Below are 12,994 nucleotides of genomic sequence, written 5' to 3' on the forward strand. Positions count from 1 at the left end.
GACAGGTACAAGCACCAGTTGAATAATAGAAGCAAGCAAAATAGTACAGCCTCGTTTTCCAGCGGCGACTACATATCCTATTGGAATAGTTGTCATTCCAATGTAAAGGATTGAGTGTGGAACAATTAAAACAAGCTTGAGGCGCAATGATGCATCGTAATACGCCATAATAGCTTTAGCACAGATTGCTTTGAAATAACTCGGTTACTAAATTACAGCGAAGCTGTGTTCGTTGAAGGAAATGATGCTTGATTGGAGGAAATCGAATGTTCCGCTATTGGAAATTCTTACTTCTTATAATTCTTTCTGCAGCTGTTTTAACAGGATGCGGTAAATCATTGAAAGAAGAAGCGGCAGCCGGCATCGACCAAGCAAAATCTGCATTTGAATTGAATGATAAGCAAACAAATATTGAAGTCGAGGGTGTCCAGCTATATAAACCTGCAGGATTTACAGTAGAAGAGGAGGCGGATGCTCAAAATATCGTCTTAAATAAAGGCAGTGATACTTTCATTTTGTTCATCAACCCAAATGAGGGAAAAGAAAGCCGTCTTTTTTACGATCTGTTAAAGGATAAATCAAGCGATAAGATTGTTTCGGAAAAGGTTTTTTCAAATGAAGGCGTTTTCGGTTTTGCGGCAGTTGTCAAGAAGGATGGCGATAAAGCTGAGCTGATTGCCAGTGTCGGTGGCGTCAAAATGACAACAATTACAAAGAAAAAAAATATCGCAAAGTATATGGCTTGGATGATGGAAACTGTACGTTCCATTGAACAGGAAGCCTAATGATTGAGGCGGTCACCCGGTGCTATTCATTGCAGCGAGCGGCCGTTTATTTTTGAAAAGGAAGGAAGAGGTAAATGAAATCATCTGATCTTGTTGAAATACTGAAGAAACGCCTGCCGTCTGAACAATTACAATGGCACTTCGACAGGAAAACGGATAAAATCAGACTGGAGCATTCGATTCTGAAAAAGGGGATGGATATTTCCTTACCGGAAATTCTGTCTAAATATGAAAATGTGAAAGAATCTGCAATCGATGAAGTTGTTTATACAATCCAAGAAACATTTAACGCAATGGAAAAAGAAATGACAGAAGGCTTTCGAAGAGAAGGGGCTATTTATCCTGTTATTCGGTCAACATCTTTCCCTCTGTCGTCAAAGGAAGGCAAAAAGTTTATCGTTAAAGATCATACTGCTGAAACAAGAATTTATTTTGCATTGGACCTCGGTACGACTTATCGTCTAATTGATGAAGGAATGGTCGAATCGATCGGGATGAGCGAATCGGAAATGAAGGAATCTGCAATGTTCAAAGTAAGGTCTTTACCGACACAATTTAAAAAAGACGTAGTGGCTGACAACATTTTTTATTTTGTCAATAACAATGACGGGTACGATGCGAGCAGGATATTGAACGTATCCTTCTTGAAAGAAATGGAAAAGAAGATTGAAGGCCATATGACTGTTTCGGTGCCCCATCAAGATGTATTGATCATAGGTGATATTCGAAATGATACAGGGTATGACGTGCTTGCTCAAATGACGATGCAATTTTTCACAAACGGCAGAGTACCGGTAACATCACTCTCTTTCAGATATGAAAATGGGAAATTAGAGCCGATTTTCATCTTAGCGAAAAATCGGATCGCAAGAAAGGAAGACAAAAAGAAATGAATTTATTTTACAATCAAAATGGAGTCGGAAACGTTCTTATGGCACAACTAACTACTGATAGGCCGCATGAGGTTGTAGCAGAGTCATCGAAAGACGTAACGATTTTAAAAGATGGTGAAGGGGAGATTGTCGGTTTTAACTTGTTTAATGCCTCTTCTTATCTTGATCTTCAGGAAGCCGGGCAAGTGAAATTAACTGAAGAAATTGTGGAGAAAATTTCCACAGCGTTGAAAAAGAATGACGTGAATATCGAGCTGGACGTAGATTTGACTCCTAAATTTGTTACCGGATATGTGCTTGAAAAAGAGAAACATCCAAATGCTGATAAATTAAGTGTTTGTAAAGTGGACGTCGGCAGCGAAACGCTACAAATCGTTTGCGGCGCACCAAATATTGAAGCCGGACAAAAAGTAGTTGTGGCAAAAGTTGGCGCCGTAATGCCATCAGGAATGATCATCCGTGATGCGGAGCTAAGAGGGGTTCCATCATCTGGCATGATTTGCTCTGCAAAAGAATTGGATTTGCCGGATGCTCCTCAAGAGAAAGGCATTTTAGTATTGCCGGATGATGCTGTGACAGGCGAAGCATTCGAAAAGGTAATGGATTGAACGACTCATCACGAAATTAATAGCAAATAAATAAAAGACAGGCGCCATAGAACTCAATGTTCTTTGACGCCTGTTTGCTTATTAATTTGCAGGGTTTACTTGAAGATCGATTGTGATTTTAATGTCGTCTCCGACTAAAACTCCACCTGTTTCTAATGCTTGGTTCCATGTAAGACCAAATTCTTTTCTTGAAATTTTCCCTTCAACTTCGAAGCCTGCAACGTCGACACCCCAAGGGTTTTTGCCTGTTCCTTCGTATTCAGCGGAGAAAGTAATTTTTTTCGTAACATCTTTAATTGTAATATCTCCGATGATATCGTACTCATCGTCGCCTTTTTTCACAATTTGAGTTGAAACAAATGTGATTGCAGGATATTTTTCCGTATCGAAGAAATCTCCAGAGCGAAGGTGGTTATCACGATCCGTACTGTTTGTATTGATGGAAGCTGCATCAATTTTAAATTCAATGGAAGCGTCCGTTAAATCTGTAGGATTACCTTCCAAAGTTCCTTCAAAGACATTGAAGTTCCCTTTCACTTTTGAAACCATCATATGCTTTACAGAGAAACCTACATTCGTATGTGTTGCATCTACTAACCATTTAGACATAATAAAAACTTCCTTTCTGATTTAAGTTATGCTCTTACTATATACATTATTTATCTTGAAATCAAGACAAATATCTCGAAAACGAGAATTATTTTTTGGAGGCATTACAAATGAGCGAGGTATAAGGAACTTTTGAAATCGCTGTTGTCATTTACTTTATGCTTTTAAGATAAGATTTATATCTTCACACTAAATAGTTTCCTTTATTTCAATAAAGTAAACTTGAAATGAAAAAAGGCGACTGTCTCCAGTTCAATAATGAACGGAGCGTCGCCTTTTAACTAAATGCTTTTTCATCCTTACGTAATTATTTTTCAAGTTTACAGCTAATTTCGGAAGGGTCGCCTACACGATCTTCGATAATCGGGACTTGGCACATTTTATTGTTATACATGAATTTGAAAATGCCATTATTAAAATCTGTCCCAATTTCTTTAAAGAAGATCCCTTCAAAGCGCGCTTCTTTCGATAGAGTGAAATTAATGCGATAACCATCACCGTCTGGCACTAAATAAGCGCGAACTCCTTTTTCAAACATGCCTTCAACTTCATCCTTGATGGCTCGGTCAACTGAGATGACATGAAAATCGACAAATGTAATCTCACGCAGCAGGACGTTCATGAATGATCCTTTTGTAATCTCTTCCCATCTGCTTTGGGCAGTTTGCCCTATGATGATTTGTGTAATATTGTATTCATGTGCAACTTCTTTAATCACCTTTGCAGTGGGACGCTTCTCATTATCACGTATAATAAATGCATCTACGTCAAGTTCTTTAGCAAGTTCTTGCCATTTATCAACGTATTGTGATTTATCTGCATCAAATTCATCGTAAGGAAGCGGATCAACTGTTAAAATGTATAGTGGACAGTCCATGCTTTTTGCCAATTTATGTCCGCGCCTTATGAGACGTTCACCATTTGGACCGTAGTAGACACAGACGAGAATGCTCTCATCCATACGGCCTTTCACTTTGCCCATTTAGGTAGTCACCTCTTATAACTATTAGTTGTTGTTTTAATTCACGATAATAGGTTAAATTGAAAACCACGCTATTATATATGAAATCTATCCTTTTGACAAGACAAAGATGTACTATGGGGGTTATAAGTGCGAATGGCCTTGGATTCGTGTATAATTTAAGAAAACTGCCTTCCCCAAAAACGATTTCCTATGGCTACCTATTATCCCGTCATTGGCGTGAACAGTCAAGTATGCCTTCTATTATAGTTTTTACCTCAATTTATCTTTTTCAATATTGGAGGTTTGCATCATTGTTGTTATCAATCATTATTTTCATACCTTTTTTAGCTGCTCTGTTCATCCCGTTCATACATAAAAAAATTCCCAATAAGCATATAGGCTGGGTTGTATTAGTCGTTCCATTGTTTCTTTTCATCGCGCTTTGCAAGTATATAACAGCAATTGCAAACGGAGAGACATTTATACATACGATCAAATGGATTGACTCCGCGGGCATCAATTTCACGACGTATTTAGACGGGCTCAGTTTAATATTCGGACTGCTCATTACAGGAGTCGGCACTCTTGTCATCCTTTACTCCATATATTACTTATCCGAAAGAGAAGCAATCGGGCGATTTTACGTCTATCTTCTCATTTTTATGGGGGCAATGTTAGGTGTTGTCTTTTCGGATAATTTAATGGTGTTGTACGTTTTTTGGGAATTGACGAGTATTTCATCCTTTTTGCTCATCGCCTTTTGGTATCATAGAAAAATGTCAAGGTACGGTGCGCAAAAGTCGATGCTTATTACTGTTTCGGGCGGAATTGGCATGCTTTCAGGGTTCATCATGCTACATTCGATGACGGGATCATTCAGTGTTAGGGAAATACTGACGATGATTGGAGGATTCACCGATCATAAACTGTTTGTGCCTGCAATGCTGCTCGTTTTGCTTGGCGCATTTACGAAGTCAGCCCAATTTCCGTTTCACATATGGCTTCCAGATGCAATGGAAGCTCCAACGCCTGTTAGTGCTTATTTGCACTCCGCTACGATGGTAAAGGCAGGTATTTATCTTGTCGCTCGTTTCATGCCTATATTTGGCGGAGAAGCAATATGGTTTTATTTAGTCAGTTCTGTCGGAATTTTTACCCTGTTTTGGGGTTCGTTCAGTGCGGTACGTCAGACGGACTTGAAAGCTTTATTGGCATACTCGACGATTAGCCAGTTAGGATTGATCATGAGTCTATTAGGAATCGGTTCAGCTGCCTATGCGAGCGGGATTCAGACACAATCCATTCTATATGCACAGGCCACATTCGCGGCGCTCTTTCATCTTGTCAATCACTCTACATTTAAAGGTGCACTTTTCATGGTTGTCGGTATTGTCGACCATGAGTTAGGGACGAGAGATATTCGGCGACTTGGCGGTTTGATGCCATTAATGCCGATTACATTCACGATAGCAACGATAGGAAGTTTTTCAATGGCAGGGTTGCCGCCATTCAATGGATTTCTCAGTAAAGAAATGTTTTTTGAATCGGTCTTGCATATGCGAAATCTTGATGTTTTCTCGGTTGGTGCAATGGGAAGTCTATTCCCCGTCATCGCTTGGATTGCAAGTGTATTTACGTTTGTCTACTGTTTGATCATCGTGTTTAGGACATTTTTTGGTGATCTTAAATTGGAGAGGGATGATCGTCCGATACAGGAAGCGCCTGTTGGAATGCTAATTGCGCCATCTCTATTGTCGCTTTTAGTAATTGGCATCTTCTTCTTCCCGAATGTTATCGGGCAATATATTTTAAAGCCTGCAATGGCAGCAGTTTATCCTTCTTTATCGAATAGTGAAGAACTAATTCCGCATATTTCCGCGTGGCATGGATGGGATTATTTCCCGTTAATTATGACAGTTGGAGTTATTGTCATCGGCGTAGTACTGTACATGTATTTGCGTTACTGGAAAAAAGTATATACAGTAACTCCGCTCACTTGGAATCTTGATTCTTTATATAACGCTATTTTAATGAAGTCGGAGAAAGGTGCAGCAACGATTACAAAAACTTACATGACAGGCCAGTTGAAAGATTATCTCGTCTATATATTCGGCTTTTTTATCGTTCTTATTGGCGGTATGTTGCTTTGGAAAGGCGGCTTGTCAATAAACTTCGAAAATGATGCACCAATTACTGTTAATGAGTATATAATCGTCACCGTTATGATGGGGGCCGGAATTGCTTTGCTTTTTGTAGGTTCAAGGATGACAGCTATCGTCTTAAACGGCGTATTAGGTTATTCAATTGCAATTTTATTTGTCATATTCAGAGCTCCAGATTTGGCTTTAACGCAGATCATCATTGAAACGGTAACGACAGCCTTATTCCTGCTATGTTTCTACTTTTTACCTGAGTGGAGCAAGGAAAAATCAACGACTTTTTCGAAAGCAGTAAAAGGTGCCATTGCTATAATGGTTGGATCACTTGTCACGGTTATTGCTTTATCTGTGCAAGGTAACCGGATGTTTGACTCAATTTCAACTTACTTTGAAAACGCCTATGAATTGGCAGGAGGTAAAAATATCGTAAATACGATATTAGGTGATTTCAGGGCATTTGATACGATGTTGGAAGTTGTTGTGTTGTTTATTGCTGGAGTAGGAGTTTATACGTTAATCAAGTTAAAAGGAAGGAAGGAGGGACAGGACGTTGAAGATAAATGATGTTATTTTGCGGACGGTTACTAAGATCGTCGTATTCATCATCTTGACGTTCGGGATTGAGTTATTCCTTTCAGGTCATAATGATCCCGGAGGAGGCTTTATCGGAGGCCTTGTCCTATCTTCCGCTTTTGTGCTTCTTTATTTAGTTTATGATGTTGAAACGGTCAGCAAGGGAATTCCTTTTGATTTTAAGAAAGTGGCTGCGTTTGGAGTTCTTCTTGCTGTCATGACAGGTGTTGGATCATTATTATTCGGAGCTTCTTTTCTGACACAAACTGCGGGGCATTTCAATTTGCCCGTATTCGGTGAGACGGAGCTGTCGACGGTTACGCTATTTGAGGCTGGGGTTGCGCTAACAGTTGTCGGAGTTGTCGTTACGATTATATTAAGTATTAGTAAGGATGTGTAGCTGATGGAAACGTTAATCACGATATTGATCGGTGTGTTGGTGACGGTCGCTGTCTACTTAATGCTTTCCAAAAGCGTTATTCGAATCATTTTAGGTTCAGCTGTCTTGTCGCATGCTGTGCACTTATTGCTTATGACGATGGGTGGCTTAAAGAAAGGTGACGTCCCGCTCATAGGAGAAGGCACTGGTAAATTTACAGATGCATTGCCACAAGCGCTTATTTTAACTGCGATTGTAATCAGCTTTGCAGTGACTGCATTTTTGCTTGTGTTAGCGTACCGTACTTATAAAGAAACTGGATCGGATAATTTGGGTGCATTGAGAGGGTTCAAAGATGAATAATGTAATTGTTTTGCCGATGATCATTCCGCTATTGACCGGAATTTTTCTTGTGTTTTTGCGCCCTTATATAAAGACTCAAAGATTGTTTAGTTTGTTATCGATCTTATTGACGATCGGCGTAAGTATACATATTTTGAATTTAATCCAGTCAGATGGCATTTTACGTCTTGATTTCGGAAATTGGCTTCCGCCTTTTGGGATTTTATTTGTAGCGGATTCGTTTTCAATGTTGCTATGTCTTACAACTGCTGTCATTACGTTCATTTTGCTTATTTATTCATTTTTCTCCATAGGCAAGTCGCATGAGCGCATGTTTTTCTATCCGTTCGTCTTTTTCCTTGTTGCAGGTGTGAACGGTTCATTTTTAACAGGTGACTTGTTTAACTTATTCGTTTGCTTCGAAGTGATGCTGCTGTCGTCTTACGTTTTGATTACATTAGGCGGCAGAAAAGTGCAGTTAATCGAATCGATTAAATACATTTCGATTAACGTGCTGTCTTCTTGGTTCTTTTTAGTGGCAATTGCTTATTTGTATGGTACGGTCGGAACGCTGAATATGGCGCATCTATCCGTCAGAATTGCCGAAGTGGGACAAGGGCCGCTTTTGACGGTAATTGGATTGATCTTTTTAATTGTTTTCAGTTTGAAAGCTGGATTGCTGCTTTACTTCTGGTTGCCAGGTTCTTATAGTGCACCTCCGACTGCTGTAGCTGCTCTTTTTGGTGCCTTGCTGACAAAAGTCGGTGTCTATGCGATGTTCCGGGTCTTTACGTTAATCTTCTATCATGAACCTCAAATTACACATACTACTATTGGTATCATGGCGGTACTTACGATGATTGGAGGAAGCTTGGGAGCGATCGCCTATAATGACATTCGGCAAATTGTGTCATATAACGTAGTTATTGCAATTGGATTCATTTTAATAGGCCTGTCTGTTTCGACAGAATCAGCCTTTATCGGATCTATTTATTATTTAATCCATGATATGGTCATTAAGGCAATGCTGTTTTTAATTGCTGGAACGATGATTTATCTAACAGGCAAAGCGAGGATCCCGGAGATGAGTGGTTTGATCCGGAACTATCCGGCGCTTGGCTGGCTATTTTTCGTAACGATGCTGTCGTTAACCGGCATTCCACCGTTCAGCGGCTTTATTGGGAAGGTTTATATTGGGGAGGGAGCTGTAGAAAATAGCTCATTCATGTTATTGGCTGTCGGTTTCATTTCCAGTATTTTTGTCCTTTATTCGTTGTTGCGGATTTTTAAAAATTGTTTCTGGGGAGAAACGATTATTAACGAAGATGAAGATACGCCACTCCGGAAAGGTATGCTTTTGCCTATCATTTTATTAGGTGTGCTTACGTTTGTATTGGGTGTCGGGGCGGAAGTGCTCGCGCCATATGTTACGGATGCTGCACGCACTTTAATGGACCCGGATATATACATTGAGGCGGTCTTAGGAGGCCGTTAATCGATTCCTTGGCATTGACTGGAAAGAAGAGGAGGACTGTTCATGCCCGCCCAGTTGTTATTGAATCTATTCATCGCTTTTTTATGGATGACGCTGATCGATGAAGACGAGCTGAAATTCACTACATTCTTTGCCGGCTACCTTGTCGGAATCGGAATCATTTTTTTCATGCACCGTTTTTTCGGTACACAATTTTACTTGCGTCGACTATTTGCGATCATTAAATTACTATTGATATTCATCTCGGAATTAACTCAATCGAGCATTGTTGTGTTAAAGCAGATTTTAAGCCCGAAATTGAAAATCAAGCCTGGCATTTTTAAATATGAAACTGTGTTGAGTAGTGATTCGGAAGTGACAATGCTGTCATTGCTGCTAACTTTGACCCCAGGATCTGTTGTGATGGAAGTATCGCCGGAAGGCAATGTGCTTTATATCCATGCGATGGATGTGGAGCAATCCAAAGAAGGATTGATTAGTCAGTTGAAAAACTTTGAAAAAGCGATTATGGAGGTGACACGCTAATGATTCAAACAATGCTTACGATTGCACTTATTCTTTTTTCAATTACAATCGCTATCGCCGTTGTCCGAATCATTTTAGGACCATCGATGCCTGATCGTGTCATCGCACTTGATATGATCGGTGTAAATCTGATCGCTATGATTGCTGTTATTTCAGTTATTATGAAGACGAAAGCCTTTTTGGAAGTCATTTTGATTTTAGGTATTCTCTCATTTATTGGCACGATCGCCTTCTCAAAGTTCATTGAGAGGGGGGTTATCGTTGAGCGTAAACGCAATCGGTGAATTTGTTGGGGCTTTCCTCATCTTAATCGGTGGAATTGCGAGTGTCATTAGCGTTTTTGGACTCATTCGGTTGCCGGATGTTTATACACGCTCGCATGCTGCGACTAAAAGTTCGACCTTAGCTGTCCTGCTTACGCTATCAGGTACTTTCGCTTACTTTTTGTTTGCGGAGCATTTTATAAGCGTCAGGGTTTTGTTAGGAATTATTTTCGTCTTTTTGACAGCCCCAGTAGCTGGACATTTAATCGTCAGGGCGGCATATCGCTCTAAAGTGAAGTTGGCAGACATTTCGACTGAAGATGAGCTATACGATATTTTGCATAGCACCGAGAAGAAAGAAAGCAATTATGATCATGAAAATGAATGATATTGACGCAACTTTGAGAGGACGATTCCAAAGTTGCGTTTTCTATTGCTATGAAGACAATCGGATGGACACAATTACCGTATGAGGAAAGTGGGCACAATCAAATAGATTGACGGTACGTTTTGCTTATTTTTAGGCGGTCGTTGATTTACGTAAAGCAAACCTGTTAAAATAGGATGATCGATATGAAAAGAGTGATAGAGTTGTCATGGTTTAAAAAAATGATCAATCGTATGTTTACGACTGAAAATGAAGAAGAACAAGATTATGAATATATTCAAAACGATATTGAGGAATCGGCGGAAGCGGACATGCAAAAGAAAGAACGTCCTGTGTTCCGTTTTCCTATCATTACAGATGCTGAAATTTATGGGTGGGATGAAGATCCTGAGGACACTAAAAATAGAATGAATGAGCCGGTGCAAAAAAATGAAATTGAAGACGATGATTTTGTGCCCATCCCTTTATATAAAAATGAAAGATGGCCGAAGAAGGAGCAAGAAGTTCATATTCATAGGGCAACATCATCTGTTAAGTACCCCAAAAGGGTAGATAGCGACCTTCCGATGCCATCCAAAACAAAAGAAAAAGGGAAAACTGAGGAAATCGAAGAAAAAAAGTCAACGATCATTACAAAGCGGAGCAGTCGTCCATTTACACCTTCCAGTGTACCATCGCCTATTTATGGCTATAACAGACCCGAGCATAAAACTCGAAAATCGATACCGATAGATGGTTTTACAGCTGAAACAAAAGATGAAAAGCTTCATTCCATGAAAAATGAAGAGCAAAATCGAAACTCGATTTCTGAAGAGCAGTTTATTGGAATGGAAGATAATCGCATTGATTTGGAGAATTCTGTCCATACTTCCATTGATGAAGCAAATGACATGTCTATGCAAAATAGCGACCAATTTGAAGTAGGAGAAGCCGACAGACAAGTTGCAAGCGACGTTGAAGAAATCACAATTGAAAAGCCGCTAACCAATCGTGAGAGAACCGAAGCCGAATTAACGAGTGAGCATGCAGAGCCTACTGTTCATCCGGAAGAGCGAACTAAAGCGGAAAATGAAATTGCGACAGCAAATCAGGAAGATTATGCAGTTGAGGAAGTCATCGGAAATACTGTCATTTATGAAAGCAATACGGAGCAATCAAATGTAGAGAATAAAGAAGACCACTACGAGGATGACTTAAAATTATCGGGTGAAATACCATCAGATGAAGATCTATGTGAAACTGCTCCTGCGGCGGAAGAACGTGCCGAAATAAACGAGACGAAGAAGGAACGCATCATTCCATTTAATGTACTTATGTTAAAAAAAGATAAGGAGAACATGACTTCTCAACGAACTCGACAATCGACAATCGACAAAGAAAACACGGTTCAACAAGACGTGCAATTCGTTGCTGAACAGAATGAACCGAAGCTATCGCAAAATGACAGAATTTCTTTTGAGGAGGAAACGGTTGAAGAGGTTGAACCGCCTTATTATGCACTGCCTTCAACGGATTACCTATTGCAGCCTGAGGAGCATGTCGAAGATACAGAGTGGCTAAGTTCTCAATCTGAAAAATTAACGGAAGCTTTATCTCATTTTTCAATAGAAGCTAATGTAATTGAAGCAGTGCAAGGACCGACTGTAACAAGGTTTGAGCTAACTGTCGGTCAAGGAACGAAAGTGAGTAAAATTCGCAATTTGACCGATGATTTGAAGTTAGCTTTAGCTGCAGAAGATATTCGAATTCAAGCTCCTATTCCGAAAACGAGCTCAATCGGTATTGAAATACCGAATCGAAAGGCAAGAGCGGTGCGTATTTCTGAAGTAATCGAAACGGTGCAATTTCAGCAGTCGACTTCTCCAATGGAGGCAGTGTTAGGATTGGATCTTACAGGAGATCCTGTAACGATCGATTTGCGAAAAATGCCTCACGGAATGATTGCGGGTGCAACTGGTTCTGGTAAATCTGTTTGCATTAATTCTATATTGATCAGCTTATTGTATAAAGCTGATCCGACAGATGTAAAGATGCTGCTAATTGATCCGAAAATGGTGGAGCTTGCGCCGTATAATGGGATTCCACATTTGCTGAGCCCTGTTATTACAGATGTAAAAGCAGCTACAGCCGCTCTAAAATGGGCTGTTGAGGAAATGGAAAGACGCTACGAGTTATTTGCACATATTGGAGCCCGCAATATTGAACGTTACAATGAAATGGTCATGAAAGAACGCAAATTTTCATTGAAGATGCCTTATTTGCTACTTGTTATAGATGAGTTAGCGGATTTGATGATGATGGCACCAGCAGATGTAGAAGTTTCCATTAGCAGAATTACGCAAAAAGCACGTGCTTGCGGAATCCATCTCATTATTGCTACCCAACGCCCGTCCGTTGATGTGATTACAGGGCTTATTAAAGCAAATGTGCCGACAAGAATCGCTTTTTCGGTTTCTTCACAAATTGATTCGCGCACCATTTTAGACGTTGCTGGAGCGGAGCGGCTTTTGGGCAAAGGGGATATGCTCTATTTAGGGAATGGGCAATCAACAGCCGTCCGCCTGCAAGGTACATTTGTCACGGATGAAGAAATTGAACGTATAATAGAACACGTTCAAAACGAAGCAGAGCCGGATTATTTATTTGGTCAGGAGGATTTATTGGCAGCAGCTGTAGAGGAAGAGGAAGCAGATCCACTCTTTGAGGAAGTTTGCCAATTTATTATAGATCAAGGAAGTGTGTCTACATCCTTGCTGCAAAGAAATTTCGGCATTGGATATAACCGGGCTGCAAAGCTTATGGATCGTCTGGAAAATCTGTCTTTCATTTCCGAACAGCGGGGCAGTAAACCACGAGATGTTTATTTGACGGACAGTATGTTTGAACAATATAAGCATAATCGACAATGAGGAATTTAGAAGCCGTAATTCATTAAAGAGGAAAGTCTTTGTTTATTTTTATATAATGATTAGATAGGCAGGAAGATAAGGCTGCGTCTGAGCCGAAGTCAT

General features: G+C 40.0%; 13 protein-coding genes. 11 read left to right on the top strand and 2 right to left on the bottom strand.

The features are described from left to right. Positions 1-266 precede the first annotated feature (266 nt). From ACFQ38_RS18890 to ytpR, 3 genes are all read left to right on the top strand, one after another. On the top strand, positions 267-785 hold the full coding sequence (locus tag ACFQ38_RS18890; protein ID WP_336824971.1) for a hypothetical protein: 519 nt from the start codon (positions 267-269) through the stop codon (positions 783-785). A 74-nt stretch (positions 786-859) separates the two neighbouring features. Continuing rightward, a complete protein-coding gene (locus tag ACFQ38_RS18895) occupies positions 860-1,678 on the top strand; it encodes a DUF1444 domain-containing protein (RefSeq protein ID WP_336824972.1) in 819 nt (272 codons plus the stop codon). Next, positions 1,675-2,286, top strand: a complete 612-nt coding sequence (gene ytpR, locus ACFQ38_RS18900; protein WP_381482843.1) for a YtpR family tRNA-binding protein — start codon at positions 1,675-1,677, stop codon at positions 2,284-2,286. The genes ACFQ38_RS18895 and ytpR overlap by 4 nt, the downstream gene beginning before the upstream one ends. A gap of 81 nt (positions 2,287-2,367) precedes the next feature. On the opposite strand, the gene ACFQ38_RS18905 is transcribed toward ytpR, so the two are convergent. Then, a complete protein-coding gene (locus ACFQ38_RS18905) occupies positions 2,368-2,895 on the bottom strand; it encodes a YceI family protein (RefSeq protein ID WP_381482845.1) in 528 nt (175 codons plus the stop codon). A 307-nt stretch (positions 2,896-3,202) separates the two neighbouring features. After that, complete coding sequence (locus ACFQ38_RS18910) at positions 3,203-3,877, bottom strand: universal stress protein (RefSeq protein WP_336824754.1); 675 nt, start codon at positions 3,875-3,877, stop codon at positions 3,203-3,205. A gap of 233 nt (positions 3,878-4,110) precedes the next feature. Here ACFQ38_RS18910 and ACFQ38_RS18915 point away from each other — a divergent pair, with 233 nt between their 5' ends. The 8 genes from ACFQ38_RS18915 (at position 4,111) to ACFQ38_RS18950 (ending at position 12,892) form a co-directional block, all read left to right on the top strand. Continuing rightward, positions 4,111-6,582 (top strand): Na+/H+ antiporter subunit A, encoded by a 2,472-nt coding sequence (locus tag ACFQ38_RS18915; RefSeq protein ID WP_408020206.1) that lies wholly within the window; start codon positions 4,111-4,113, stop codon positions 6,580-6,582. After that, positions 6,569-6,991, top strand: coding sequence for a Na(+)/H(+) antiporter subunit B (locus ACFQ38_RS18920; protein WP_381482849.1), 423 nt, complete (start codon positions 6,569-6,571; stop codon positions 6,989-6,991). The genes ACFQ38_RS18915 and ACFQ38_RS18920 overlap by 14 nt, the downstream gene beginning before the upstream one ends. Positions 6,992-6,994: 3 nt before the next feature. Then, positions 6,995-7,333 (top strand): Na(+)/H(+) antiporter subunit C, encoded by a 339-nt coding sequence (locus ACFQ38_RS18925; protein ID WP_336824756.1) that lies wholly within the window; start codon positions 6,995-6,997, stop codon positions 7,331-7,333. Continuing rightward, entirely contained in the window at positions 7,326-8,807 is a 1,482-nt protein-coding gene (locus tag ACFQ38_RS18930) for a Na+/H+ antiporter subunit D (protein ID WP_336824757.1), read from the top strand. Before ACFQ38_RS18925 ends, ACFQ38_RS18930 begins: the two co-directional genes overlap by 8 nt. Positions 8,808-8,849: 42 nt before the next feature. Continuing rightward, positions 8,850-9,332 carry a Na+/H+ antiporter subunit E gene (locus ACFQ38_RS18935; RefSeq protein WP_336824758.1) on the top strand — a complete coding sequence of 161 codons (483 nt, stop codon included), beginning with the start codon at positions 8,850-8,852 and terminating at the stop codon, positions 9,330-9,332. Further along, positions 9,332-9,616, top strand: coding sequence for a Na(+)/H(+) antiporter subunit F1 (locus ACFQ38_RS18940; RefSeq protein ID WP_336824759.1), 285 nt, complete (start codon positions 9,332-9,334; stop codon positions 9,614-9,616). Before ACFQ38_RS18935 ends, ACFQ38_RS18940 begins: the two co-directional genes overlap by 1 nt. Then, positions 9,594-9,983: a Na+/H+ antiporter subunit G gene (locus ACFQ38_RS18945; protein ID WP_336824760.1), complete on the top strand. Its 390-nt coding sequence runs from the start codon at positions 9,594-9,596 to the stop codon at positions 9,981-9,983. Before ACFQ38_RS18940 ends, ACFQ38_RS18945 begins: the two co-directional genes overlap by 23 nt. A gap of 185 nt (positions 9,984-10,168) precedes the next feature. Then, a complete protein-coding gene (locus ACFQ38_RS18950) occupies positions 10,169-12,892 on the top strand; it encodes a DNA translocase FtsK (RefSeq protein ID WP_381482854.1) in 2,724 nt (907 codons plus the stop codon). Positions 12,893-12,994: the final 102 nt, after the last annotated feature.

Origin of the sequence: Sporosarcina contaminans (assembly GCF_042679045.1) — a bacterium.
In the GTDB taxonomy this organism is placed as follows: domain Bacteria; phylum Bacillota; class Bacilli; order Bacillales_A; family Planococcaceae; genus Sporosarcina; species Sporosarcina contaminans.

Coding starts and splice junctions, on each gene's coding strand:
- ACFQ38_RS18890 (WP_336824971.1), top strand. CDS start 267: ATGTTCCGCTATTGGAAATTCTTACTTCTTATAATTCTTTCTGCAGCT.
- ACFQ38_RS18895 (WP_336824972.1), top strand. CDS start 860: ATGAAATCATCTGATCTTGTTGAAATACTGAAGAAACGCCTGCCGTCT.
- ytpR (WP_381482843.1), top strand. CDS start 1,675: ATGAATTTATTTTACAATCAAAATGGAGTCGGAAACGTTCTTATGGCA.
- ACFQ38_RS18905 (WP_381482845.1), bottom strand. CDS start 2,895: ATGTCTAAATGGTTAGTAGATGCAACACATACGAATGTAGGTTTCTCT.
- ACFQ38_RS18910 (WP_336824754.1), bottom strand. CDS start 3,877: ATGGGCAAAGTGAAAGGCCGTATGGATGAGAGCATTCTCGTCTGTGTC.
- ACFQ38_RS18915 (WP_408020206.1), top strand. CDS start 4,111: ATGCCTTCTATTATAGTTTTTACCTCAATTTATCTTTTTCAATATTGG.
- ACFQ38_RS18925 (WP_336824756.1), top strand. CDS start 6,995: ATGGAAACGTTAATCACGATATTGATCGGTGTGTTGGTGACGGTCGCT.
- ACFQ38_RS18930 (WP_336824757.1), top strand. CDS start 7,326: ATGAATAATGTAATTGTTTTGCCGATGATCATTCCGCTATTGACCGGA.
- ACFQ38_RS18935 (WP_336824758.1), top strand. CDS start 8,850: ATGCCCGCCCAGTTGTTATTGAATCTATTCATCGCTTTTTTATGGATG.
- ACFQ38_RS18940 (WP_336824759.1), top strand. CDS start 9,332: ATGATTCAAACAATGCTTACGATTGCACTTATTCTTTTTTCAATTACA.
- ACFQ38_RS18950 (WP_381482854.1), top strand. CDS start 10,169: ATGAAAAGAGTGATAGAGTTGTCATGGTTTAAAAAAATGATCAATCGT.